The organism is Vescimonas sanitatis (genome assembly GCF_049060325.1).
Classification (GTDB): domain Bacteria; phylum Bacillota; class Clostridia; order Oscillospirales; family Oscillospiraceae; genus Vescimonas; species Vescimonas sanitatis.
In genome coordinates, this window is the sequence record NZ_JBMGPW010000001.1 from 319,269 (window position 1) to 342,397 (window position 23,129).

Below are 23,129 nucleotides of genomic sequence, written 5' to 3' on the forward strand. Positions count from 1 at the left end.
ATGCCTACTATCATTCGATTTGGCGGCGGCGCCGGGGACGGCGCGCAGAAGTTGGTGGTGAACGTGGACAGCGGCGCCACGGTGACTGCCAAAAAGGGCAGCGTGGCGGTGAGTGCCGTCAGTGAGAACGGCCAGGCGGTGCTGGAGCTGGACGAGGCGGGCACCTACACGGTGAGCGCCAGCAAGGATGGCACCACCACGCCGGACGTGAAGACGGCCACGGTGCCGCAGGAGCTTACCCTCAGCTTCGTGGCGGCGGAGCTGAACACCAACAGCTGGGAGATGATCAAGGCGGTATCGGATGCCGGGCAGGGGGCCAACTACTGGTCCGTGGGCGACACGAAGGACGTGACGCTCACCGGCAACTGGCAGGACCTCATCATGTCCAATGTGACCGTCAAGGCGTTCATCATCGGCTTTGACCATAACAGCGCTGTGGAGGGCACCAACCGCATCCACTTCCTTATGGGCAAGATCGGAACCAAGATGGTGGCCTTCTGCGACAACCTGTACGACCACAAGACCAGCGGCGCGTACTTCACCATGAACACCACGGACACCAACTCCGGCGGCTGGGAGGCCTCCCGAATGCGGAATACGGTGCTGGGCAACAGCAACACGCCGGACAACCCTCTGCAGGGCAGTCTCATGGCGGTGCTGCCGGAGGACCTGCGGGCGGTGATGAAGCCGGTGACGAAGTGGACGCAGAACAACTCGCCGTTGATGGCGACTGCCACCACGGATTACACGTTCCTCATGGCGGAGTTTGAGATCTTCGGCGCGCGGACGTATGCCAACAGCGACGAGCAAAGTAAGCAGGCGCAGTACGACTACTTCAAGGCGGGCAACCCCAAGGTGTTCTACAAGCACTCGGCGACCACCACGGCGGTCATTGCCTGGCTGCGCTCGCCGAATGCCAGCGGCAGCGCCTATTTCTGCTATGTGAACACGTCGGGCGCCGCGAACACCAACTTTGCCAGCTTTTCGCGTGGCGTCGCCCCCGGCTTTTGCGCGTGATCGGGCGAAGCCCGGCATCAGACAGACTATCCCCCGGCGAAAGCCGGGGGAGCGAAAGGAGAAGTATCCAAAATGAGCGTACCGGCCTATAAGAGACAGAAGCCGGATCCGAACAACCCGCGGGATCCGGAGTTCGTGCTGCTGAGCAAGAAGCTGTATGTAGAGGTCATCGACCTGCTCTCGTGCATGAGCGCACGGTACGGCCGGCTGATCGCCGTACCGACGGCGGAGCTGGCCGGGGAGGTACAGGACTACGCCGTGAAGGCCAACGACGTGTTCCCCAGCGACGGGCAGAAGCTGGCGCTGCGGCGGGAGTACCTGCTGCGCTGCCACGCTGCGGCCAAGGCGCTGGGCGAGCGCATGGACAAGGTACATGAGGTGCTGCGGTCCAACCCGGAGGGCGCCTTCCGCAACGGCAAGGGCGTTACGCTGGGCGCCGAGGCGGCGCTGAAGAAGCTGCACCGGATGGAAACGGACGTGGGCGCCGACTGCGTGGCGCTGCGTAAGAAGCTGGAGGCGGTGGCCGACAGCGACAAGCGCCGGTATCTGGCGCAGGAAAAGAAAAGGAAGTCATAAGAGTATGGGTGTGTCTCTGAATAAGTGCCCCGTCGTGTTGAGGGCGGGCGGCGGTCAATGCCTGGCTGCGCTCGCCGAATGCCAGCAACAGCAACAATTTCTGCAATGTGAACACGTCGGGCGCCGCGAACAACAACAATGCCAGCAATTCGCTTGGCGTGGCCCCCGGATTTCGTGCCCCCTCTACGCTTGGAGGGTGAGCAGGTCGAACAGCAACAGGACCTTGCGCGAAAGGAGAGGCACTTCCCGCGACGGCGCACGCCGTCCGAAACCGTCTTCCGCACCGCTGCACGGACGCTTGCTGGAACGCCAAGGAACGGCGTTCCGGCACACCCGCCGGGACTATGGCGGGCGCTTGCATGGCGGAGAATGTGCCTACCTCCGTTTCATGTGCCGCGGGAGAGCAGAGAACACGCCGGGCGGCACGGCCCGACGCTGCCGGGAGACTACCGTATGACAAGCGCGGAGCGCCGGGAGGGGCGCTATCAACGACGGAAGGCACGGCGGCAGGAGCGCAGGCAGCGGCGCATGGCGGCGCTGGGCACGATAGAGGACATCGCCCGGTTCGACCGGATGTACCAATGCGGAAAGGACTGCTGCCGGGGCGTGCGGTGGAAAACCAGCATACAGGCCTTTGAGGCGGAGCTGTTTATGCGGACAGCGCAGAGCTGCCGCCTGGTGGAAGGCGGCGCATGGCACCCGCAGCGGAGGCCGGTACACTTCACCGTGATGGAACGGGGCAAGGTACGGCCCATCGACGCGCCCCATGTGGACGACAGGCAGGTGCAGAAGGCACACAGCCGGTTTGTCCTCGCGCCGTGCTACGGCCCCGCCATGATCTACGACAACGGGGCCAGCCAGCAGGGCAAGGGCCTGGAGTTCGCCTACCGGCGGCTGAAAAGGGCGCTGATGCGGCACTACCGCCGCTATGGCCGGGAGGGCAGCGTGATCCTGTGCGACCTTAAGGAGTTCTTTCCCTCGGCGCCGCGCCGGGCACTGCTGGACCGCCACCGGCGGTATATGCCGGAGGGGCCCATCCGGGCACTGGCGGACGAGATGGTGCTGACGGCACCGGAGACTGAGCCGGGCCGGGGTATGCCGCTGGGCATGGAGCAGAGCCAACAGGAGATGGTGGCTCTGCCGTCGGCGGTGGACAACTGGCTGCGGTGCCAGATGCACATGGAGGCGCAGCACTACATGGACGACTATGTGATCCTGGTACCGCCGGGCGTGGACGCGGCGGCGGTGCTGGAGGCGTTCATCGCACGGTGCGAGGCGCTGGGGCTGCGTGTAAACCGCAGGAAGTGCCGCTATGCGCCGCTGCGGCGGCCCTTCCGCTACTGCAAGACGAAGTTTCGGCTGACGGAAACGGGCCGGGTGGTGACGCACCGCACCGGGGACGCACAGAGGCGCTGCCGGCGGAAAATGCGCCTGCTGGCCGCCAGGGGCGACTGGGAGGGCGTAAGGGCGCAGATCGTGAGCGCCAAGGGCTACTACAAGAGGCACAACGACAACGGACGCTTGACAGCGCTGCGGGCGCTGCACAGCGCGCTGCGAAAGGAGAGGGCAGCATGAGGTATGTATGTCACAGACGGGCGCGGTTCGAGGGCATATCCGGCAGGGTGAACATCCCCTACGGCGCCGCGCTGGAGAGGCGGGGCGACTTCCTGTACTACCAGGGACGGCAGCTCTGCGCGGCCGGGAGCCAGCGGGCCCATGAGCATTTCAAGCGGGACGACGATGGGCAGGGCCTGCGGCGCGGGGCGCTGACGGAGGCCATCTGCAAGACGCTGGAGCGCCGGGGCGCCGGGCACCAGGCCCGATGGGACCGGGTGTGGGCGGACAAGCTGTGCGGGAAGTACCGGCACCCGGACCACGAGGACCACTTCCTCTGGGGCAACGCCTTCTTTGAGGCACCCATCGCAGATCTGAACTACATCGCCGCGCTGGTGGGCGCGGGAAAGGAGCGCTAGACCATGTATGTATTCAAAAGGGACGGCCAGGAGGTGGCCGCGCAGGAATGGCCGGTATGGGTACAGCTGCAGGAAAACGGCTGCTACGGCCTCTGTAATGCCGCTGACGCGCAAGGCGTCGTGCTGGGCGGGGTGGTATACTCCCTGAGCAACCGGACGCCCATGGAGGGCACGGAGGAGGTCGCGGCGGAAGTCGTGGAGAGTGTGCCGTACCTGCGGGAGAAGGTGGACGCGCTGGAGAGCCGGCTGGCCGTGCAGACGGCGGCCACAGAGGTGGCCTTTGTGACGCTGGCGGAGGCGGGGACCATCGACGCCGTGACGGCGGGAGAACACCGGACGATGTTCGCCGCGTGGACCGCAGGCGTGGCCTATACGGTGGGCCAGCTCCGCAACTACGGAGAGAAGCTGTACCGCTGCGTACAGGCCCACACGTCCCAGACCGGCTGGGAGCCGGACAAGGCAGCGTCCCTGTGGGCGGTGGCGGCGGATCCAGCGGAGGCATGGCCGGCGTGGAGCCAGCCCACGGGCGCGCACGATGCCTACAGCGCCGGGGACAGAGTGAGCCACAACGGCAAGCACTGGACCAGCGACGCGGCCAACAACGTGTGGGAGCCTGGCGTGTACGGCTGGACGGAGAACGCCGATGGGTGAGCTGGAGGTCATTGAGGCGCTGTGCTGCCTGGTGGAACGCGCCGTGGCCGTGATACGAGATGAACAGACGAAGGAAGCGCTGCTGCGGGAGCTGGACGCTGCCACAGGGGCGGAGGACATGACGAAAGCGCCCTGACCGGGCGCGGAAAGGAGCGAGACATGAAAGAGACTATGAACCCTATTGCTGCGGTGACGGCCGCCGCGCTGGGCGTGCTGAGCGCCTATATGGTGCAGCTTTTTATCCCCCTGATCGTGCTGGTGATCGCCATGGTGGTGGACTACGGCACGGGGATGGCCAAGGCGTGGTCTGCCGGTGAGCTGTGCAGCCGGACGGGCATCAAAGGCATCATCAAGAAGGTGGGCTATCTTGTGATCGTGCTGGTGGCGATGGGCGCGGACTATCTGCTGCGCTACGGCATGGAGCAGGTGGGCATCCACATCAACGTGGATTTCCTCATCGCAGCTATTGTGATCGCATGGCTGATCATTAACGAATTGATCTCCATTCTCGAGAACGTGGCGGCCATCGGCGCGCCGGTGCCGAAGTTCCTGGTGACGCTCATTAAAAAGCTGAAGAACGTTACCGAGAGCCACGCGGAGACTGTGGCGGCGGACACGGAGGGCGCGAACGATGAAAATTAACGAGGTGGACTACAAGTGGAACGGCTCACTGATGAAGCGGGCCGCCACCACGCGGATCATCCTGCACCACGCAGCGGCTAAAATCTGCACGGCGCAGCAGATCCACAGCTGGCACCTGGCCAACGGCTGGGTGGGCATCGGGTACCACTTCTTTGTCCGCAAGGACGGCTCCGTCTACCGGGGCCGTCCGGAGGACACGGTGGGCGCCCACGCCGGCAACAACAACTACGACAGCATCGGCGTGTGCTTCGAGGGCAACTACATGACGGAGACCGCCATGCCGGAGGCCCAGCGGGCAGCGGGCGCGGAGCTGGTGGCCTATCTGAAGCAGAAGTACGGCATCACGAAGGTGCAGAAGCACCGGGACGTGAACGCCACCGGGTGCCCCGGCGACAACTTCCCCTTCGAGGCCATCGCCTACGGTACGCCGGAGGAGCCCTGCGTGAATATCACGCTGGCGCTGTATATGCTGGCCAAGGGCAGCAAGAGCCAGCAGGTGAAGCTGCTGCAGCGGACGCTGATCGGCTGGGGCTACAGCGTGGGCGTATACGGCGCGGACGGTGATTTCGGCGCGGCCACGGAGAAGGCGGTCAAGAAGTTCCAGACAGCCAACAAGCTGGCCGTTGACGGCATCGTGGGCAAGGACACATGGACGGCCCTGCTGAGGACGTAAGGAGGTAAGGGATATGGCAAGGTACAACGGAAACATCATCCAGACCACCAATAGGAACAAGAATAACAAGACCACCGGTACCGGGAACAACCTGGGAGGCACCAAAGCCGGGGGCAGTATCAACGGCGCGCTGACCGGCGCTGTCTCCGGCAGCGTGGGCACCGGGATCAAGGGCGGATCCTCCAGCGGGGGCAAGGGAGCGGTCTCTGCGCCTCCGGGCTATAAGACCGTACAGGTGGGGCGTCTTACCGGCGTAGCGAAGGATACGAGCTCCTCCGGCGGCACTACCAAAAGCAGCGGCAGCAGCGGTTCCGGCGGGAGCCTTGCCGGCGGCGTGGCCGGGGCCATCGCCGGTGCGGTGAAGGATGCTGCTAAGAACGTGGCGCAGGGCAGCTACTCCGGCGGGAGCTACGGTGGAAGCTACGGCAGTTCCAGCGGCTCCTCCGGCAGCGGCTACAACAACGGCGGCCTGAGCGCTGACCAGGTCCGGCAGATGCAGGAATACTACGGAACCACCGCGGACGGCCTGTGGGGCGCGAATTCCAAGGCGGCAGCGGGCGGCATGAGCGCCGCCGAGGCGTGGAACGCCTACCGGGAGGCACTGGCGCAGGACGAGCTGAACGGCGATATGTCGTGGGAGAACTTCCTGGACCGCATGGGCGGCACCGACTATGAGCGGCGGCTCCGCGATGCCGTCAACGCGCAGGTGCAGCAGGCCGTAAACGACTACAACCGCCAGATCGAGCAGGCGGGCACCAGTCATGAGGAAGCGGCGCGCCGGGCGTACATCAACAAAATGCTGTCCCAGCGGAACATGGAACAGGAGCTGGCGGCAAGCGGCGTGTACGGCGGCATGGCGGACAGCCAGCGGATCGCGGCGGAGGCCGACTATCAGAACGACCTCACCGACCTTGAGACACAGTACAACGACACGATGGCGCAGCTGCGGCAGGCCATCACGGCAGCCCGGCTGTCCGGCGACGCGCAGATCGCGGAGCAGATGGCAAACTACCTCAGCCAGGTACAGAGCGAGTACCGGAGCTATCTGCAGGAGCGCATGGCTGCCCGCCAGCAGTCCGCCGGCGGCACCGCGAGCTATCAGTCCTACGGCGGAGGCGGGGTGGCCACGCAGGAGCAGGGCAGCGCCGCAGGGGCCGGCACCGGCCTCGGCAATTACAACGCCGTGAAGAATAACATCATGCTGTACGCCTCCCGCGGTATGACCGGCGTGGCCAACCGCCTTATCCAGCAGGCGTGGGGGCAGCTGAGCACGGCACAGCAGAACGACCTCGCGGCGACCATGAGGCAGAACGGCTGGACAAGCTGACAGGAGGGCTCTATCATGGCTAAGAAGTCTATGGCTATGACCATCACCGAAAAAAAGACCAAGCAGAGCAAGGCAGGGGCGCGCATTGCGTCCCTGCCCTCTGCGCTTCCTGCGCTGCAGATGCCGAAGCTGAAGACTCCGGCAAAGACATCGGGGACGCAGATGCCCGTGCTGGGGAAAACTACGTCCAAGGGCGTGCAGTCCGTGGCGAACGGATCCGGCACACAGAGTGGCGGGAGAACCACGGCACCGAAGGTGAAGACCGTGAAGCCGGCGCAGCAGTCGGCGACAGACCGGGCGGCGAACATTCGCGCATTCGGCGCGGGTGACTACTCCGGCGGCGGGGAGCTGCTGGAAAAGACGTACAAGACCGCACGCGCCGCGGTAAAGGGCATCGGCTCCTCCTACGCCAACATCGGCGGCAGCATCGTGGAGGGCATGGGCAACCTGCAGGAGATCATGCAGAAAGGGGAAAACGACAACAAGATCCAGCAGATGAAGGACACCAAGGCCTTCTATGAGCAGGCTCTGAAAACCGGCGTCAACCCCAACACCGGCAAGAGGCTGACGGTGGACCAGAAAAGCCGGTACTACAAGATACTCAACACGCAGTACACCGACGGCAAGATCGCCGAGATGGAGAACATCTACAAGGACGCCACGGCGAGCCAAAAGGCCCGGACGATGGAGACCGCCAACGATGCCTTCGCCGCTTCGGACCGCCTGAAGGCCAGCGCCGACAAGGACGTGGCCGCCGCCAAGGAGGGCAGCGGCAAGGTGGGGCAATTCCTTGTGGATCTGGGCTACACCGGCACGCAGCTCCTGGCCGACCTGGCGGCGAACTACATCGCGCCGGGTGCGGGCATGGTATCCATGGCCAGCCGCGTATACGGCGACGCCTCCGCCGAGGCCCGGCGGGAGGGTAAGACAGCCGGGCAGCAGGCATTGTCCGGCCTGAAAGGCGCCACCATTGAGGTGCTGACGGAAAAGCTGTTCGGCGGTCTCGCCAAGGCTTACGGCGCCGGTACGGCGGACGAGCTTGTGGAAAAAGTGGCCGACAAGCTGACCAAGACAGAAGCAGGCCAGCGGGCCGCTGTGTGGCTCATCAACTCCGGCGGTGAAGGCCTTGAAGAAGTCGTTTCCGACGTGTTGAACCCGCTGGCGGACCGGGCGCTGGGGCTGGACGACGGCACCGGGGCCATCTTCACGACGGACGACGCGGCGCAGATGGCCTATGATTTCCTGCTGGGCGGCACTATGGGGCTTATCGGCAGCAGCGGTCAGCTGCGGAGAGGGCGGACGGTGCAGATGCCGACGCTGGAGCGCACGCAGGATACCAGCACGGCGGAAATGCCGCAGTTTGCCACGGAACCGGCGGCACAGGACGCGCAGACGGCACCGGTCGTAAACTTTGACGCCGAAACGCAGAACGCCGCAGAGAGGCTTACAGAGCCGAATACGGCGGCGGGGAAAATCACCATGCCGCGGGTGACGGACGCCGCGGGGAATACATACGCCCAGCGGCAGGCGGCGGCGACGTTCAACGACGGCTCCAAGAGCGACGCAGAGGGCGTTCTTGGCCTGCTGCGGTCCAATATCCCTGCCCTTGAGGGCATAGAGCCGGTGGCCAATGTGACCGGCCAAGAGGTGGGGAAAACCGGCAGGGCCACAGACCGGGTGTATAACTTCTTCCAGAGCATCGGCGGGAAGGTGCGCCGCGAAGGCTTCGGTGACGTGCTGTTCTCCAAAAGCCGGGTGAGAAACAGCGTAGTCGGACACGGATCGGGAGAGGCAAAGATCCAACTGGCGGCGGCCGTACCCGGCGTAATAGAAAACGGTGTGCAGATCAACTACACACCGAACTGGAAGGGGAGAGGGTACGACAGCTATGTGTTTGCCGCGCCTGTGACCTATGATGGGAAACAGACCTATGTGACAGCCATCGTGACAAAGGATGATGCGAACCGCTATTATCTGCATGAGGCGCTGGACGCGGAGGGGAATGTGCTTTATAAAAAAGCAGAGGGCTACGACGCCGCCTCCGATAGGCCCACAGCAACACCGCAGGACACTATAGCTGACATCGAGCCCTCTGTTGATAGTATAGCACAGACGGAGGGAGCTGTCAACGAGGTGGAGATGCCGGTGATAGGGGAGAGTGCACCGAGCGCATTTGTGCGGGACGGCAATATCATCCGGCGGGATACCTCTGAGGCGACGCCGGCAGATGCCATGACGTGGCAGGATGCGTACAACTACGAGAGCCGCAGCGACGCACCGGCAGAGGTGACACAGGAGCCTGTCTCCGCGGCAGACCGGGCAGAGATGGATGCCTATATGGACGCGCTGGCGCAGGATGAGAACATCCTCACAGATGATCCGTACACGCCGGCGGATGCCGTGTATGACGCGCAGCTCCGACGGCTGGCGGAGAGCGAAGCACCTCCGGCAGCAGAACAGGAGCAGGTCCTGCAGGCCGACCTCGACGAGCTGGCCAGCCTGTACGCCGACCAGGCGGACGTGATCGGCCGCAGGGAGTACCTGCAGGACGCGACCTCTGACATGGTTACAGACAGGACCACGCCGAAAAAGCAGAGCAAGCGGGAGGCTGCCCGCGAAGCGTGGGATTTCTTCTACCGCAAGATGGTGGATGCCGGGCACAGCGTCACGAAGCTGTCCGAGGCGGTCGGCGATCCGTACCTGTATCAGTTCTACAACCAGGCACGGGCGTCGTCCTCTGCCGGGGTGAACATGATCACGGATGCCCAGACGGACGTGAGGGGCAGGAAGGTGGGGGACAGCCTCAACGATGTGTTCTCGCCCATCCGCGCAAGAGGGGAGGACCTCTACCACGACTTCCAGCTCTATATGTTCGACCTGCACAACATCGACCGCATGAGCCTCTCCGAAGGAAAAGCGGAAAAGGTGCTGGAGGCGAAGGCGGCGCTGCGCGACTTCGACACCGAAAATCCGGACATCCGGACGGACACCGCCGCCCAGCTTCACCGGCTGACGGAGGATCCGGATCCGGACATCGCGGCGCTGGCGCGTGAGAGGGAGAGGCTGCTGCGGAATTTGGACAAGGCCGAGGCCATCCAGGACAAGCCGGTGTTCGACTATGAATTTTCCGCAGAGGACAGCCGAGCCCGCGCCGAGAAGCTGCTGGCGCAGCACCCGGAGTTCGCGGAGTACCAGGCACAGGTACGGAAGTACATCGACAACATGATGCAGTACCGGGTGGACAGCGGGCTTATGACACAGGAGAACGCGGACTTCCTCAAGGAGTTCTATCCCAACTATGTGCCCACCATGCGCGTGCAGGACAAGGACGCCGCGGGCCGGGGCCGGGATCTGAACGCGGTGCGTATCGGCAAGACAGTGGGCCGCGCACAGGGCGGCACGGAACGCCTTGTGCCGCTGCATGAGGCGCTGGGCAAGCAGACGATGAAGGTCGTGCGTGAGGGAAGCAAAAACCGCTTCGCGGACCGGCTGCTGCGCGACTATCTCCGGACGGGCGACACGGACGCGGTAAACCGCTACGTCAAGGAGGCAAGCCAGTACGAGCATGAGTTCAACCCGGAGACACTGGACGATGCCGCCATCGAGAGGCCCAGCAAGGACAAGATCGTCACGGCCTATATGGATGGCAAGCTGTGGGAAATGACGGTGGACGACACGCTGTTCGATGCCGTGAAAGCGCTGTCGCCGGATACGGCGGAGAGCAACAAGCTGACGCGCGTGGCCCGCGGCGCCAACAACCTGTTCAAGTCGCTGGTAACGGGCTACAACCCGACGTTCCTTGCCAGGAACGTGATCCGGGACCTGCAGACTGCGGGACTGAATACGCGGGACGCTGCGGCGTTTGCGCGGAACTATCCGCGGGCACTGGCGGAGATAAAGAACAACGGGGAATACTGGCAGCTCTACAAGGCGCTGGGCGGCGTCTACTCCTCCGTGTTCGACTACACCACCGGCACCATCAAGGAGCCGAAGGGACGGATGGGCAAGGTGATGGCGCGTGTGGAGGCGCTGAACATGGCGGCGGAGCAGGCCCCGCGTCTGGCGGAGTTTATGGGCGTCATGCAGGAGGCGGAGGCCGCAAAACAGCGCGGCGAAGCGGTAAGCGACCTCGCGGCCGAGGCGGACGCGCTCTATGCCGCCGCCGATATCACCGTGAACTTCGGACGCTCCGGCTCGCTGGGCAAGGTGCTGAACGCCAACTATGTACCCTTCCTGAACCCCGGCGTGCAGGGGCTTGACAAGCTCGTCCGGCGGGTGACGGAGACCAAGGGCGCAAAGGAGTGGGCCAAGCTGGCGGCGCGGGCCGTGGCGCTGGGCATCGCTCCGTCCCTGCTGAACGCGCTGCTGTACCACGACGATGACGAGTGGGACGATCTGCGGGACAGCGACAAGGACACGAACTATATGTTCAAGCTGGGCAACGGCTACTGGCTGAAGATCCCGAAGGGACGCGAACTGTCCCTGCTGGGCATCACGGCGGACCGCGTGGCGGATGCGGTGAGGGGGGAGGACGTGGACATTCTCTCCACCATCAACACCATGGGCAACCAGGTCGCCCCGGCGAACCCGCTGACCAGCAACATCTTTTCCGCGCTCATCGACTCCCAGCTCCTCAACCCGGACAGTCCGGGGCGGACGTGGTACGGTGGAGACATTGAGAGCCGGCGCCTGCAGAACTACGCACCGGGCGAGCGCTACGACAGCAGTACGGACGTGTTCTCCAAGGCCGTGGGCAAGGCGCTGGGCATCTCGCCGAAAAAGCTGAACTATGTGCTGGATCAGTACAGCGGCGTACTGGGCGATTTCCTCCTGCCGGTGCTGACACCGCAGGCCGAGCGCGGTATGTTTGAAAAGGCCTTCACGGTGGACGTCATGAGCAGCAACCGCGTAAGCGGCGACTTCTACGACGAGGCCAACGAACTGAAGTATGCCAAGAACGCCGGCGACGTGGCATCCGGCGTGGTGAGCCGCTGGTGGAACAAGCAGCAGACCGCCTGTTCCGACCTGTGGAAACAGATCCGCGAGGTGGAAGCGTCCACGGAGCTGTCCGACAGTGAGAAAAAGCAGCAGACGCGAGAGCTGAAGGCCATCGTGACCGGCATCCAGAAAAACGCCATCGCGCAGGAAGACGTATTCCGCGCCGCTGTGGAAAGCCACCTTGCGGCCGGAGAGGATGAGGACACCGCGTACCGCGAGGCCAACAAGGACTGCTTCGGCGCCGAGTACGCCCTGCAGGTGTACAACAAGGATGTGTACGAGAGAGCGCGGGATGCGAAGGAGAATGGCGTGCCCTATGACGATTTCTATACATACTACTTCGGAACAAAGGGCATCAAGGCCACCAGCACGGAGAGCGCCGTGTCCCAGAAGTTCGACTACCTGCAGCGGTCCGGCATCAGCGAGGAAGCACAGGCGGAGATCTATTTCGCGGACATGGCCAGCGACAAGACGCTGCTCACACAGGCCGAGCTGGAAATGTCTGCGGGGATCACGGCGACGCAGTATTACAACTACAAGGCGGCCACGTCGTCCATGAGCAAGAAGGCCGAGAAGCTGGAGGTCATCGCGGCCATGGATCTGACCTCCGAGCAGAAGGATGCACTCTACTACTCGGAAGGGTGGGCCGAGAGCAAGATCTATGAAGCACCGTGGCGCTCCGGCAGATCCGCGGGCGTGTCTATGCCGGTGCTGGGCGGCAGCGGCGTGACCATGCCTGTGCTGGGTAGCCGGGAAAGCTCCGGCGTACAGATGCCTGTGCTGGGCGGCGGTACGGTGAAAATGCCGGTGCTGAAGTAAAGAAGGGCGCGAGGAATGCCTCGCGCCCTTCGGTTATTCGTTTGCGATTTTGACAAAGGCAGCGTTGACAGCGGGAACTCCGGTGGGTATAATGGGCATATCTTGAATGGGCGGGAGGAACGCGATATGCTGAACGAAAAAGATATGCAGGCGATATCGGAGTTGGTAGACGAGAAAATCGGCGCATCGGAGAAACGGATGTCTGAGATGATCGACGACCGTATCAGCGCGTCGGAACGGCGGATGCAGGTGTTGATCGAAAACACTGTGGCGCCCAAGTTCGATCTCGTGATGGAGGCCCTGGACGGCATCCGAGAACAACTCGTGCCGCGCTCTCGCGTTGATGACCTTGAAGATGAGGTGAAGTTCCTGAAGGTCGTTGTGCGGCAAATGTCTGAGCGCATGGCCGCGCTGGAAAAGGCCAACTGAATAAAATAGAGAAGCCGGAGAGCTGAGGCTCTCCGGCTTTGTGCTTGCGAGATTAGTTACCCAGGACTGGCATTTCAGCAATAGAACAGGAGGGACACGTTTTATACCCCTTACCTGCGGCAAGCTCTGTGTTGAATATCCAGTATCCGGCCGACAGGTCACATTTCGAGCAGGTGGGATCCCGGTGATACATACGGCCCCCGGTAGGAACTACACAGGCGTTGTCTGCGTAAAGAGAGAGGGCGTCAAGCTCGTCCCGTAGGCGCTTGACGGTGGACGTGAGGTTCGATATGCTGGTGCGCGCGTTGGCGTTGTTCTCCTGGGTATCAAGCAAGGCAGCACGGCACTCCGAGTAAGAGATCTCCCGTGCCACGCTGATAGCCAGGGAAGCAAGCAGCGCGACGGAAAGGACGATGACTGCCACAGAAGGCCTGCGCTTGCGGCGCTTCTTAGGGGCTACGGCACGCCGGGGATCATAGCCGCAATCGCAAGGGGAGCCGGAATGGTTTAGACAGCCGCAGGCCGGGCAGGTATACCATGTGTCCGTGATGGGCTCGTCCTGCACCTCGGTATATTCGACATCGACAAAATCCATAGCGATACCTCCTTTATGGCATTAGAATAGACGAGGCATCGGGATTTGTCAAATGCTATGAAGCGAAAACGAGAATTTTACGTTGCACTTTCGTAGTCTGTTGGTGTCCGGGCCACCATACTGACTGATAATGACCGCTGCCAGCTTGGGGTTGGGATTCTTGATCTTCACAGGGTATTGCAGCTTTTTCTCATAGACAAACATGGCTCAGTTCCCCTTTCCATCCCACGGCCACGGGTCGTTCAGCCATTGGTAGCTGCCCGGCGTGATATCCGTCTGCATCAACGGTCCGCACTTTTCCTGATAGCGTTTACGCCCCTCCTGGCCCAGCCGGATGTATGACCAGTACAGCTCCAAAGCCTGCTGGTCATCTGCGTGTGTGGTCAGGTACAGCCCCAGCTCATCAATGGCAAAATCCAGCGCCATCAGCTCCAGCAGGGGACCGTCTACCTGTGGAAAGCGGGACCGCAACTCCTTGTGGAAGGGAAGATCAAGGCCGGGAAAGAGTGTGCCCTGCCGCAGGGCCTCCTGGTCGTCGTAGCGCACGGGGTCTGTACCCTGCATGGCCACATAGGGGAAAGCCAGCGCACCGCAGGCCGGAAGCTGGCCGGTACCTTCGCCGCAGGCGGGCTGTGTTTCCGCCCGCGCTGCCGCCGTTTTCTCTGTATACAAGAGAATTTCCTCCTTTTGTCGGTAGTGGAGCCGTTCACAGCGGCTCGCTATATCTTATGCCTTGGCGGTTTGGACGGTGAAGAAAATCGTTTTCAATTTTGCTATGCTGTGTTACAATGAAGAAAACACACATAAACTCTCCCGGAGGGGAGGGAGGTCCATGGTGTTGCTGCTTCGCAAACGACATCTGCTGACAGTTGTGGCCGCGGCAGCGTTGTGCGGTGCACTGCTGCTGACCGCGCGTCCCGGGGCGGCGGCCGTTTCGGGCAGCGCTTCGCCACAGCGGGCGGTCATCTTGGATGCCGGCCACGGCGGCGCGGACGGCGGGGCGGTGTCGGACAGCGGTGTGGCCGAAAGCGGCCTGAATTTGGCCATTACCCTGCGCCTGGCGGATGTGCTGACCTTCTGCGGCTATGAAGTGCTGCTGACCCGGACAGGGGAGGAGGCCCTATGTGACGATCCTGCCGCTACGCTGCGGCAGCAGAAGGTATCCGACACGAAAAAGCGTGTTGAGATCATCAACAGCTGCGCTGACGCTTGGCTCATCAGTATCCACCAGAACAGCCTGCCGGGTCATCCCGGTGTCAGCGGTGCACAGGTCTTCCATAACGGACAGGACGGTGCAGAAGCGCTGGCGCTGTGCATTCAGAACGATCTGAATATGGCTGTTAATACCCGGGAAAAAGCAGCAAAGCGTATCGACGACAGCATTTACATCATGAAGCATGCGGACTGCCCCGCCGTGCTGGTGGAATGCGGATTTCTGTCAAACCCGGAGGAGACGGTGCTGCTTCAGCAGCCAGACTATCAACTGCACATGGCCGCTGCCATCGCAGCGGGTTTTTGCCAATACTGTACAAATGAGGGATGAAATATGAAGGCTAAGACCGTGTTTTTCTGCACCGAGTGCGGCAGCGAGAGTCCTCGCTGGTCCGGACGCTGCACGGTGTGCGGCGCATGGAATTCCATGGTGGAGCAGGCGGCGGAGCGTCCGTCCAAAAACAGCAAAATGTCCCGTGTAAATGCGCCTGTAAAGGTATCTCGCATTACGGATATGCAGGCGGACGAGGAAATACGTTTCTCCACCGGAATGGGTGAACTGGACCGCGTGCTGGGCGGCGGTGCGGTGAAGGGGTCGCTGGTGCTGGTGGGCGGCGCACCCGGTATCGGCAAATCTACCCTGATGCTGCAGATATGCCAGCAGTTGGGGAAGTTTGCTAAGGTGCTGTATGTATCCGGCGAGGAGTCTACCCGTCAGCTGAAGCTGCGGGCGGAGCGCCTGCGTGTGGACAGCGAAAACCTGTTTGTCCTGTCCGAAACGCGGCTGGGTGATGTGTTGGAGTGTGTACAGCAGGAGCAGCCCGACATCCTGATTGTGGATTCGATCCAGACCCTGTATAACGAGGAACTGGACGCACCCGCCGGCGGCGTGGGACAGGTGAAGGACTGCACCATGGCGTTGATGCAGCTGGCGAAGGGGCAGGGGGTCACGGTATTTGTCATTGGCCATGTGAACAAAGAAGGCTCTATCGCCGGACCCAAGGTCTTGGAACACATGGTGGACTGTGTGCTGTACTTCGAGGGCGACAGGCACATGACATACCGCATCCTGCGGGCGGCAAAAAACCGCTTCGGCGCCACCAACGAGATCGGCGTGTTCGAGATGCTGGACGCCGGGCTCCGTGAGGTGGAGAACCCCTCAGAAATGCTGCTTTCCGGCCGCCCCGCCGACGCCTCCGGCACCTGTGTTACCTGCGTGATGGAGGGCGCGCGGCCCGTGCTGGCGGAGGTGCAGGCCCTGCTGGCGCCCTGTGCCGGGGCACGTCCCATGCGCAGCAGCAACGGCTTTGACTACAACCGTGCCTCCATGCTGCTGGCGGTACTGGAAAAGCGTGGCAGCCTGAAAGTCAGCCAGTGTGATGCCTATCTGAATATCATCGGCGGCTTGACTTTGGATGAGCCTGCCGCCGACCTGGCGGCGGTGGTAGCCATCGCCTCCAGTTATTTGGATAAACCTGTCCCCAGCACGATGGCGGCGATAGGGGAGGTAGGTCTTTCCGGCGAGATACGCAGCATCACCCACATGGAACAACGCCTGTCGGAAGTAAAGCGTTTAGGCTTTACGCAATGCATGGTGCCAGCTCACAAGGTCAAAGATCTGAAGGCACCCGTTGGTTTGGAGCTTCTTCCGGTGGCGAATATCTCCCGGGCGTTGCAGCTGCTGGCTCGGGGACAATAGGCACATAATGGAGGCAAGGGTGGGAAGCGCTTGGTTGGCCAATCGCGTTGTCGCAGGTGTCCAGCGTGCACACGCCGTCCTGCTGCCAGCGACAGCTGTCGATGCAGGGTATCATACCATCACTCCTTTGCCGTAGTTTGGCCTATCATACGTCATTCTATGAAATCAACTGTTACTGCCGCGTAACCCTTTTGTAATTGACATTTTTTTGTATTTTGATATACTTTCTATATAGCGAGATGCAGCAATATCGGTATGTATCGGTATACAAGGAGGAACAAATATGAAACGTAAAAGTCTCTTCATTGTTCTATTTGTTGTGGTTTTTGTTGCGGTATACATGATCATGAGCTTTGCTATCCCCGGATTCCGCATCAAATTAGAGGCGGAGCCGGCCGTGGTCTTTGTGGAAACGCTGAAAATCCTCTGGCCCTTTAAGGCAGCAGTCTCCCTGATCGCGGCGGTACTTGTCGGCGGTCTGCCGCTGGTACTCGGAAAACGGAAATAAGAAAAAGCATCCCCCGGCGCATATGCCGGGGGATGCTTTTCGCTTATTTTTTCTTCTTGTCAATGGGCTTGCCGTCCATGCCCACGGGCCCCTTGCCGTTGATGGCGCGGTAGTGGTTCAGCTTGTCCACGCGCTTCTGGCGCTTAAGCTGCTTTTCCTTCTCCTTGGCCTTTTGAGCGGCAGCTTTTTTGTCTGCCTCTTTTTTCTTGCGATACTCGGCCTTCTGCGGATCTTCGTCTTCCACCAGGTCCTTGTACTTTTCCGGATGGCGTGCCCAGTCGATGCGGTAGATCGTCAGAGATACAAATAAAATCGCGCCCACGGCGATCATCCCGTAAAAAATAAAATTCCAGAACATGGTCAGCAGCGCCCTCCCAAACCTATTTTGTTCAGTATACCGTAAAATTGGCGGCAATGCAAGTAGTTTTACAAACATGGAGAAGGCCGTGTGGAATTTTCGGTTGTTTTTTGCGCCGGCAGGGGGTATAATGGGCCCGTCAAAAGATGGTTTCCGGGGAAATGGGAGCCAAAAACGGAGGTAAAAGGAAATGTTTACATCTTTTAAAGAATTGGAAGCCTATGTACTGGGCTGCGGCATGAAGAAGCGCATCGCGCTGGCCAATGCCCACGATGAACCGGCGCTGAGCGCGGTGGTCAACGCCCGCCGCAAGGGCGTTGTCGAGGGTACGCTGGTAGGTAAAAAGAATGAGATCATCGCCATGCTGCATGAGATGGGCGAGAGCGAGAAGGACTATGAGATCGTGGATTTCGATGGCGAGGAGCTGGACGCCGCAAAGCTGACGGTGCAGCTGGTGCGCGAGGGCAAGGCGGATATCCCCATGAAGGGTATTCTCCAAACCTCCAACTTTGCCCGCGCCATTCTGAACAGAGAGACGGGACTGATCCCCGCCAGCGGCAAGCGCCTGGTGAGCCAGTGCGGCATCTTCGAGTACGAGGGCCGCTTCGTGATGATCACCGATGCCGCCATCAACATCGCCCCCGATGTGGATACCCAGATCGGCATTGTGGAGAACGCGCTGCCTGTGGCTAACGCGCTGGGGATCGAGTGCCCCAAGGTGGCGGTTCTGTCCGCCGTGGAGAACGTCACCGAGAAGATGCCCTCCACCGTTTCCGCTAAAGAGATCGCGGAGCGCGGTGTGCCCGGCTGCATCATTTCCGGCCCTCTGGCACTGGACGGTGCTATTTCCATGGAGTCCGTGAAGCACAAGGCCATCCATGATCCCGTGGCTGGCCAGGCGGACATCCTGCTGGTGCCCTATATCGAGATCGGCAACGTGCTGTATAAGGCCTGTACCTACATCGCCTGCAAGACCATGGCCAGCACCATCTGCGGCGCATCCTGCCCCGTGGTCATCACCAGCCGCGCCGACACCCCCGACAGCAAGTATTACTCCATTCTGATGGCCGTTCTGCGCTGCCTGAAGGCGTAATATGGCCACCTCACAGGACTACCTCGATTTCGTTCTGGAGCAGCTGCCGCCGCTGTGGTCGATCCGCAGCAGGAAGATGTTTGGGGAGTACATGGTCTATCTGAACGATAAACCGATACTAATGCTCTGCGATAACATGGTTTTCGTGAAAAAACTGCCTGTTTTGGACGAAATAATGGCAAACTCCCCCTGTGGCTGTCCCTACGAGGGTGCGAAAGAGAGCTACCTTCTGGACATTGAGGACCGTGACTTGACAGAGCGCGTCCTGAGATTGGCGGAAGCCGCCACCTCCGTCCCCAAGCCCCGCAAAAAGGGGAGAGGGGAGAAGTGAATACAGCAAGGGACGGCTTTTGCCGTCCCTTGCTGTGTAGCGGGCGATGGAAAGGAACTATTTATTGTTTCTCCGCTTCCATCTGACAAGGAGAATGAGCATGACGGTAAGGGCTATACATGTAACGCCATACATCGCAGCCATCATGTGGTAGCCCACGAAATCAAACCGCTCTGTCCCCGATAGCAGGTATGGCTGTTTACCGGCCTTATGCAGCGCAGCAACGCAGGAAGTCCCGTTATAAAGGCAAAGGGTACCCAACACCGCGTATATGAACCAGCGCACGATTCTGTTTTTTATGACGTTCACGAACATAGCTCCAACTCCGTTCTGACCCCATCGCGGTAGCAAAAGATGTGACCCGCCCGCGAAAAGTCTTTATCCGCCTCGACGCAATCGAATTCACAAAAGGATCTTTCCAATCTTTTCGGCGTATAAAAGAGAGTCTGCGTCTTTAGTCCAAACGCCTCATCCACCACTTCGTTCCACAGGCGAACGGACCAATAACTGCAATTCTTACCGAGACTCCATTTGTCTTTCTGGTCAATATACGCTTCGATTATCTTTAGCTGCGGTTCCCCAATATTTACACTTAATGACTTCCTGCCAACGTATCGGTCATACGTTGAGATATAGGCTTCTTCCAGATTGAAAAGCAGCCCCGGAAGATCGGAGACGGCCCAAACCGAGAAGGTTATCATCTCGTCATGTTTGATCTCGTGATTCTTTATATACACCGAATGCCCGGACTGATTATCAATGGAAAGCCAGGTATGTCCAAGGCATTTGAGAAACGGCGTGGTTTCACTGTCACCGTTGAATGTGGTGATAGAGAAAATAATGCCATCGTCCTCACAGGAGATCGTTTTGGATCGGCTTTCGTATACGTTGAAGTCAAACCAAAGGCAAAAAACCGCCGTAAGTGCGAAAGGGAGGATGATCCATACCATCGATTTCTTCCGTCGCCACATGCGATCACACTCCTTTGTTAAATCCTACATTTTCTAATACAGCAAGCGGTAATATGTCACTGAGCATACTGTAATTATAGAGGAAAATACCCTGTAGTACAAGGCTTTCCCATAATTGGTTTTGTTCAATCTTGACTTGCTTACGCCAGTCTGCTACCATGTTGCCACCGAGTTGCCACCGATACCCGCAGGAAGGAGGGGCTTTGAAAAGATAGATACGATTGAACAAAATAAAAATTTTGTTCAATTGAGTGGAGGGTAACCGCTCTTTTTCATATAGTAAGTCCGTTTTGGACTGATCTCGCCCTGAGTAAGCTATACAAGCCATTACCGGCGATCTGTAGTTGCCGCATGACAGTCTTGTACAGAATACTGACCCAAATACCCGCCACAGTTTTTTTCAAGGCATTGTACATATGGATTACCGTACCGATTCGCCCCAGCTGCTGCTGGATTTTCTCAGCTACCACGAAACCATCAAAGCGCATTCTCAGCGCACCGTGGATGAATACTATCTGGATATGCGAAATTTCTTTCGCTATCTGAAGCAGCAGCGTGACCCGGCGCTTGCCTGTAAAGCGTTGGACGAGATCGACATCCGTGACGTGGATATTGACTTCATTTCCCGCATCACATTGACGGACATTTACAGCTATCTGACCTATCTTAGCCGTGATCGTGTACAGCACCAAAATAGTGAAATTTCTAACAAAGGTCTGAACGCTGCTTCCCGCGCCCGAAAATTGGCTACAATTCGTTCGTTTTTTAACTACATTTGCAATAAACGGCATCTTTTGGAAGACAACCCCTGCAAGGACGTGGATACGCCCAAGCAGATGAAGTCCCTCCCCCGCTATCTGACGCTGCATGAGTCCCTTTCCCTGCTGGAGAGCGTAGATGGCGCCAACTGTGAGCGTGACTACTGCATTCTGACGCTGTTTTTGAACTGCGGACTGCGTATCTCGGAGCTGATCGGCCTGGATATCACGGATATTCATGACGATGCCCTGCGTGTGCTGGGCAAAGGCAATAAGGTCCGTGTGGTCTATCTCAATCAGGCCTGCAAGGATGCGCTTGCGCGGTATATGGCGGTACGCCGGCCCATTACCGGGCGGGATAAAAACGCACTGTTTCTCTCCGGGCAGAATAGGCGCATCAGTCGTTCTATGGTCCATGCGCTGGTGAAAAAACACCTGTCCGCCGCCGGGTTAGACAGTGAAAAGTATTCCAGCCACAAGCTGCGCCACACCGCTGCCACATTGATGCTGCAAAACGGCGTGGACGTGAAGGCGGTGCAGGAGGTCCTGGGGCACGAACACCTGAATACCACGGAGATCTACACGCATATTGACAACGAGGCGCTGCGTGTAGCTGCAAAGGCAAATCCCTTGTCACACGTGAAGATGAAAGGGAAAATTGAAGACAGTGACAGTAAAAAGGCGGAGGATTGACCTCCGCCTTTTTGTATTTTGCATATTGAAAACCACCCAATAGAGGTGTGGCCGGATCATATTCATATGCTTCTTGAGATCCCGCCCAAAATCACGGTTTCGAGCTTTGTGTGATATACACCCGGCTTCGCCGAGGGATATTTATTTGTTCATTTCCTTGGCCTTCCCCTGCTGCTTTTTCAGCCGTTCTCCCACCTTTTTCATCAGGCGCAGACACAGCGCCGAGCTGGCAGCCAACAGCACCGTTCCCGCCAAAAACTCTTTCTTTTTCATATACCGGCTCCTTTCTATGCCTACCGTTTTTTGCAATATAGCACATTACGATCCCGTTTGCAAATGTGTCGCAGGTCAATTTTGCCGAACGGTTCAATATATCACAGAGTTTGTCGAAAACTTCACATTTTCTGCCGATTTTTGTGACCACTTTTCGTTGTGGTTTTGACGGTACAGCGCCTTAAATTTTTGGCGGGTTCACCAAAAATCAACGCACTGACGATTTCTGCCCTTCCTCTTTATTTACTTTACCGGGGAAATGTGCTTTAATAAGGCTGTACGTTCAGGCGCATTTGCGCCTCAACAAAATTTGAGGAGGAAAAGTACATGGTACAGTTTGCAAGTAGAATGAACCTGCTGAAGGGCTCCGAGATCCGCGAGCTTCTGAAGCTGACGGCACAGCCCGACATACTCTCCTTTGCCGGCGGCATGCCCGCTCCCGAACTGTTTCCCGTGGAGCAGATGATGGAGGCCTCTATCGCCGTTCTAAAGGAGCATGGCCGCGAGGCTCTGCAGTATTCCACCACCGAGGGCTTCCCCCGCCTGCGCGAGCAGATCGCTGAGCGTATGCTGGCCAAGAACAATATCCACACCGACAAGGATCACATCCTCGTCACCTCCGGTTCTCAGCAGGGTCTGGACTTCTCTGCCCGCGTGTTCCTGAACCCCGGCGACGTGGTTCTGCTGGAGAGCCCCTCCTATCTGGGCGCCGTCAATGCGTTCAAGGCCTGTGAGCCCAAGTTCATCGAAGTTCCCACCGACGACGGCGGCATGATGATGGACGAGCTGGAGAAGATCCTGGCCACCACCGAGCGCGTGAAGATGATCTACGTCATTCCCGATTTCCAGAACCCCACCGGCCGCACCTGGGATCTGGATCGCCGTCATAAGTTCATGGAGATCATTAACCGCTATGAGATCCCCGTCATCGAGGATAACCCCTACGGCGAGCTGCGCTTCGAGGGTGAGTATATGCCCGCACTGAAGAGCCTGGACACCAAGGGTCTGGTGATCTATCTGGGCACCTTCTCCAAGATCCTGGCTCCCGGCTACCGTTTGGGCTGGGTCTGCGCCGAGGATGAGATCCTGGCTAAGTACAACTTCATGGAGCAGGCTGCCTCTCTGCAGGCATCTACCATCGGCCAGATGGAGACCTCCAAGTGGATCGATATGTTCGATCTGGACGCCCACGTCAACACCATCCGTGAGTGCTACCGCAAGCGCCGTGCCGTGATGCTGGAGACGCTGGCCAAGGAGCTGCCCGAGCCCTGCACCTTCACCCGTCCCGACGGCGGTCTGTTCGCATGGGTCGTTCTGCCCGAGTACATGGACGCCAAGGATCTGCAGATGAAGTGCCTTGCCAAGAAGGTGGCCTTCGTTCCCGGCGGCTCCTTCTTCCCCAACGGCGGCCACGACAACACCCTGCGTCTGAACTACAGCTGCATGCCCGAGGATAAGATCGTCAAGGGTATCACAGCGCTGTGCCAGACCATCCGCGAAAATCTTCGCTAACAGTCAAGATATAAGGAGACG

25 protein-coding genes and 1 pseudogene are annotated in these 23,129 nt (G+C 59.7%); 20 read left to right on the top strand and 6 right to left on the bottom strand.

Annotated elements, in window-relative coordinates; translation table 11 throughout:
* From ACOMDU_RS01710 to ACOMDU_RS01765, 12 genes are all read left to right on the top strand, one after another.
* On the top strand, positions 1–1,017 hold the full coding sequence (locus ACOMDU_RS01710; protein WP_421128751.1) for a DUF6273 domain-containing protein: 1,017 nt from the start codon (positions 1–3) through the stop codon (positions 1,015–1,017).
* A gap of 72 nt (positions 1,018–1,089) precedes the next feature.
* The gene (locus ACOMDU_RS01715) at positions 1,090–1,593 is read left to right on the top strand and encodes a hypothetical protein (RefSeq protein WP_421128752.1); all 504 of its coding nucleotides are present in this window, start codon (positions 1,090–1,092) and stop codon (positions 1,591–1,593) included.
* Between the two features lie 65 nt (positions 1,594–1,658).
* On the top strand, positions 1,659–1,793 hold the full coding sequence (locus ACOMDU_RS01720) for a hypothetical protein (protein WP_421128942.1): 135 nt from the start codon (positions 1,659–1,661) through the stop codon (positions 1,791–1,793).
* Positions 1,794–2,046: 253 nt separating this feature from the next.
* Complete coding sequence (locus ACOMDU_RS01725; RefSeq protein ID WP_421128753.1) at positions 2,047–3,168, top strand: reverse transcriptase domain-containing protein; 1,122 nt, start codon at positions 2,047–2,049, stop codon at positions 3,166–3,168.
* A complete protein-coding gene (locus ACOMDU_RS01730; protein ID WP_421128754.1) occupies positions 3,165–3,566 on the top strand; it encodes an isoaspartyl peptidase in 402 nt (133 codons plus the stop codon). Before ACOMDU_RS01725 ends, ACOMDU_RS01730 begins: the two co-directional genes overlap by 4 nt.
* 3 nt (positions 3,567–3,569) lie before the next feature.
* Entirely contained in the window at positions 3,570–4,217 is a 648-nt protein-coding gene (locus tag ACOMDU_RS01735; RefSeq protein ID WP_421128755.1) for a carbohydrate-binding protein, read from the top strand.
* Positions 4,210–4,353 (top strand): hypothetical protein, encoded by a 144-nt coding sequence (locus tag ACOMDU_RS01740; protein ID WP_421128756.1) that lies wholly within the window; start codon positions 4,210–4,212, stop codon positions 4,351–4,353. The genes ACOMDU_RS01735 and ACOMDU_RS01740 overlap by 8 nt, the downstream gene beginning before the upstream one ends.
* Positions 4,354–4,376: 23 nt before the next feature.
* On the top strand, positions 4,377–4,859 hold the full coding sequence (locus tag ACOMDU_RS01745; protein ID WP_421128757.1) for a phage holin family protein: 483 nt from the start codon (positions 4,377–4,379) through the stop codon (positions 4,857–4,859).
* Positions 4,849–5,532 (top strand): peptidoglycan recognition protein family protein, encoded by a 684-nt coding sequence (locus ACOMDU_RS01750; RefSeq protein ID WP_421128758.1) that lies wholly within the window; start codon positions 4,849–4,851, stop codon positions 5,530–5,532. Before ACOMDU_RS01745 ends, ACOMDU_RS01750 begins: the two co-directional genes overlap by 11 nt.
* 13 nt (positions 5,533–5,545) lie before the next feature.
* The gene (locus ACOMDU_RS01755) at positions 5,546–6,859 is read left to right on the top strand and encodes a GumC domain-containing protein (RefSeq protein WP_421128759.1); all 1,314 of its coding nucleotides are present in this window, start codon (positions 5,546–5,548) and stop codon (positions 6,857–6,859) included.
* Positions 6,860–6,874: 15 nt separating this feature from the next.
* The gene (locus tag ACOMDU_RS01760) at positions 6,875–12,676 is read left to right on the top strand and encodes an LPD38 domain-containing protein (protein WP_421128760.1); all 5,802 of its coding nucleotides are present in this window, start codon (positions 6,875–6,877) and stop codon (positions 12,674–12,676) included.
* A 126-nt stretch (positions 12,677–12,802) separates the two neighbouring features.
* Entirely contained in the window at positions 12,803–13,105 is a 303-nt protein-coding gene (locus tag ACOMDU_RS01765) for a hypothetical protein (protein ID WP_421128761.1), read from the top strand.
* Between the two features lie 52 nt (positions 13,106–13,157).
* Here ACOMDU_RS01765 and ACOMDU_RS01770 read toward each other — a convergent pair whose 3' ends face one another.
* The 3 genes and pseudogenes from ACOMDU_RS01770 to ACOMDU_RS01780 all read right to left on the bottom strand — a co-directional run bounded on the left by ACOMDU_RS01770 (position 13,158) and on the right by ACOMDU_RS01780 (position 14,372).
* Positions 13,158–13,700 carry a hypothetical protein gene (locus ACOMDU_RS01770; RefSeq protein ID WP_421128762.1) on the bottom strand — a complete coding sequence of 181 codons (543 nt, stop codon included), beginning with the start codon at positions 13,698–13,700 and terminating at the stop codon, positions 13,158–13,160.
* Between the two features lie 105 nt (positions 13,701–13,805).
* Positions 13,806–13,904, bottom strand: a pseudogene (locus ACOMDU_RS01775) (manganese catalase family protein); the annotation flags it as partial.
* 3 nt (positions 13,905–13,907) lie between these two features.
* Complete coding sequence (locus ACOMDU_RS01780; RefSeq protein ID WP_419027809.1) at positions 13,908–14,372, bottom strand: spore coat protein CotJB; 465 nt, start codon at positions 14,370–14,372, stop codon at positions 13,908–13,910.
* Between the two features lie 160 nt (positions 14,373–14,532).
* Here ACOMDU_RS01780 and ACOMDU_RS01785 point away from each other — a divergent pair, with 160 nt between their 5' ends.
* The 3 genes from ACOMDU_RS01785 (at position 14,533) to ACOMDU_RS01795 (ending at position 17,119) form a co-directional block, all read left to right on the top strand.
* Positions 14,533–15,243, top strand: a complete 711-nt coding sequence (locus ACOMDU_RS01785; protein ID WP_421128763.1) for an N-acetylmuramoyl-L-alanine amidase — start codon at positions 14,533–14,535, stop codon at positions 15,241–15,243.
* 3 nt (positions 15,244–15,246) lie between these two features.
* Positions 15,247–16,611 carry a DNA repair protein RadA gene (radA, locus tag ACOMDU_RS01790; protein ID WP_421128764.1) on the top strand — a complete coding sequence of 455 codons (1,365 nt, stop codon included), beginning with the start codon at positions 15,247–15,249 and terminating at the stop codon, positions 16,609–16,611.
* Between the two features lie 283 nt (positions 16,612–16,894).
* Positions 16,895–17,119, top strand: a complete 225-nt coding sequence (locus ACOMDU_RS01795; protein ID WP_421128765.1) for a hypothetical protein — start codon at positions 16,895–16,897, stop codon at positions 17,117–17,119.
* Positions 17,120–17,162: 43 nt separating this feature from the next.
* Here ACOMDU_RS01795 and ACOMDU_RS01800 read toward each other — a convergent pair whose 3' ends face one another.
* Positions 17,163–17,477, bottom strand: coding sequence for a hypothetical protein (locus ACOMDU_RS01800; RefSeq protein ID WP_022135054.1), 315 nt, complete (start codon positions 17,475–17,477; stop codon positions 17,163–17,165).
* 190 nt (positions 17,478–17,667) lie between these two features.
* On the opposite strand from ACOMDU_RS01800, the gene ACOMDU_RS01805 reads away from it, so the two are divergent.
* Together ACOMDU_RS01805 and ACOMDU_RS01810 are read left to right on the top strand one after the other, a co-directional pair.
* Complete coding sequence (locus tag ACOMDU_RS01805) at positions 17,668–18,570, top strand: phosphate acyltransferase (protein ID WP_421128766.1); 903 nt, start codon at positions 17,668–17,670, stop codon at positions 18,568–18,570.
* Between the two features lies 1 nt (position 18,571).
* Positions 18,572–18,901, top strand: coding sequence for a TfoX/Sxy family protein (locus ACOMDU_RS01810; RefSeq protein ID WP_421128767.1), 330 nt, complete (start codon positions 18,572–18,574; stop codon positions 18,899–18,901).
* A gap of 305 nt (positions 18,902–19,206) precedes the next feature.
* Here the strand turns inward: ACOMDU_RS01810 and ACOMDU_RS01815 are convergent, their stop codons facing one another.
* A complete protein-coding gene (locus tag ACOMDU_RS01815) occupies positions 19,207–19,872 on the bottom strand; it encodes a hypothetical protein (RefSeq protein ID WP_421128768.1) in 666 nt (221 codons plus the stop codon).
* 416 nt (positions 19,873–20,288) lie between these two features.
* Between ACOMDU_RS01815 and ACOMDU_RS01820 the strand changes: the two genes are divergently transcribed.
* A complete protein-coding gene (locus tag ACOMDU_RS01820; RefSeq protein ID WP_421128769.1) occupies positions 20,289–21,323 on the top strand; it encodes a tyrosine recombinase XerC in 1,035 nt (344 codons plus the stop codon).
* Positions 21,324–21,368: 45 nt separating this feature from the next.
* Positions 21,369–21,437, top strand: coding sequence for a hypothetical protein (locus tag ACOMDU_RS01825; RefSeq protein ID WP_421128943.1), 69 nt, complete (start codon positions 21,369–21,371; stop codon positions 21,435–21,437).
* Between the two features lie 27 nt (positions 21,438–21,464).
* Here ACOMDU_RS01825 and ACOMDU_RS01830 read toward each other — a convergent pair whose 3' ends face one another.
* Positions 21,465–21,596, bottom strand: a complete 132-nt coding sequence (locus tag ACOMDU_RS01830) for a hypothetical protein (protein ID WP_421128770.1) — start codon at positions 21,594–21,596, stop codon at positions 21,465–21,467.
* Between the two features lie 327 nt (positions 21,597–21,923).
* On the opposite strand from ACOMDU_RS01830, the gene ACOMDU_RS01835 reads away from it, so the two are divergent.
* On the top strand, positions 21,924–23,108 hold the full coding sequence (locus ACOMDU_RS01835) for an aminotransferase-like domain-containing protein (protein ID WP_421128771.1): 1,185 nt from the start codon (positions 21,924–21,926) through the stop codon (positions 23,106–23,108).
* Positions 23,109–23,129: the final 21 nt, after the last annotated feature.

Excerpts from the sequence above, each read along its gene's own strand:
- ACOMDU_RS01710 (WP_421128751.1), top strand. The coding sequence starts at position 1 with ATGCCTACTATCATTCGATTTGGCGGCGGCGCCGGGGACGGCGCGCAG.
- ACOMDU_RS01715 (WP_421128752.1), top strand. The coding sequence starts at position 1,090 with ATGAGCGTACCGGCCTATAAGAGACAGAAGCCGGATCCGAACAACCCG.
- ACOMDU_RS01725 (WP_421128753.1), top strand. The coding sequence starts at position 2,047 with ATGACAAGCGCGGAGCGCCGGGAGGGGCGCTATCAACGACGGAAGGCA.
- ACOMDU_RS01730 (WP_421128754.1), top strand. The coding sequence starts at position 3,165 with ATGAGGTATGTATGTCACAGACGGGCGCGGTTCGAGGGCATATCCGGC.
- ACOMDU_RS01735 (WP_421128755.1), top strand. The coding sequence starts at position 3,570 with ATGTATGTATTCAAAAGGGACGGCCAGGAGGTGGCCGCGCAGGAATGG.
- ACOMDU_RS01740 (WP_421128756.1), top strand. The coding sequence starts at position 4,210 with ATGGGTGAGCTGGAGGTCATTGAGGCGCTGTGCTGCCTGGTGGAACGC.
- ACOMDU_RS01745 (WP_421128757.1), top strand. The coding sequence starts at position 4,377 with ATGAAAGAGACTATGAACCCTATTGCTGCGGTGACGGCCGCCGCGCTG.
- ACOMDU_RS01750 (WP_421128758.1), top strand. The coding sequence starts at position 4,849 with ATGAAAATTAACGAGGTGGACTACAAGTGGAACGGCTCACTGATGAAG.
- ACOMDU_RS01755 (WP_421128759.1), top strand. The coding sequence starts at position 5,546 with ATGGCAAGGTACAACGGAAACATCATCCAGACCACCAATAGGAACAAG.
- ACOMDU_RS01760 (WP_421128760.1), top strand. The coding sequence starts at position 6,875 with ATGGCTAAGAAGTCTATGGCTATGACCATCACCGAAAAAAAGACCAAG.
- ACOMDU_RS01765 (WP_421128761.1), top strand. The coding sequence starts at position 12,803 with ATGCTGAACGAAAAAGATATGCAGGCGATATCGGAGTTGGTAGACGAG.
- ACOMDU_RS01770 (WP_421128762.1), bottom strand. The coding sequence starts at position 13,700 with ATGGATTTTGTCGATGTCGAATATACCGAGGTGCAGGACGAGCCCATC.
- ACOMDU_RS01785 (WP_421128763.1), top strand. The coding sequence starts at position 14,533 with ATGGTGTTGCTGCTTCGCAAACGACATCTGCTGACAGTTGTGGCCGCG.
- radA (WP_421128764.1), top strand. The coding sequence starts at position 15,247 with ATGAAGGCTAAGACCGTGTTTTTCTGCACCGAGTGCGGCAGCGAGAGT.
- ACOMDU_RS01795 (WP_421128765.1), top strand. The coding sequence starts at position 16,895 with ATGAAACGTAAAAGTCTCTTCATTGTTCTATTTGTTGTGGTTTTTGTT.
- ACOMDU_RS01800 (WP_022135054.1), bottom strand. The coding sequence starts at position 17,477 with ATGTTCTGGAATTTTATTTTTTACGGGATGATCGCCGTGGGCGCGATT.
- ACOMDU_RS01805 (WP_421128766.1), top strand. The coding sequence starts at position 17,668 with ATGTTTACATCTTTTAAAGAATTGGAAGCCTATGTACTGGGCTGCGGC.
- ACOMDU_RS01810 (WP_421128767.1), top strand. The coding sequence starts at position 18,572 with ATGGCCACCTCACAGGACTACCTCGATTTCGTTCTGGAGCAGCTGCCG.
- ACOMDU_RS01815 (WP_421128768.1), bottom strand. The coding sequence starts at position 19,872 with ATGTGGCGACGGAAGAAATCGATGGTATGGATCATCCTCCCTTTCGCA.
- ACOMDU_RS01820 (WP_421128769.1), top strand. The coding sequence starts at position 20,289 with ATGGATTACCGTACCGATTCGCCCCAGCTGCTGCTGGATTTTCTCAGC.
- ACOMDU_RS01830 (WP_421128770.1), bottom strand. The coding sequence starts at position 21,596 with ATGAAAAAGAAAGAGTTTTTGGCGGGAACGGTGCTGTTGGCTGCCAGC.
- ACOMDU_RS01835 (WP_421128771.1), top strand. The coding sequence starts at position 21,924 with ATGGTACAGTTTGCAAGTAGAATGAACCTGCTGAAGGGCTCCGAGATC.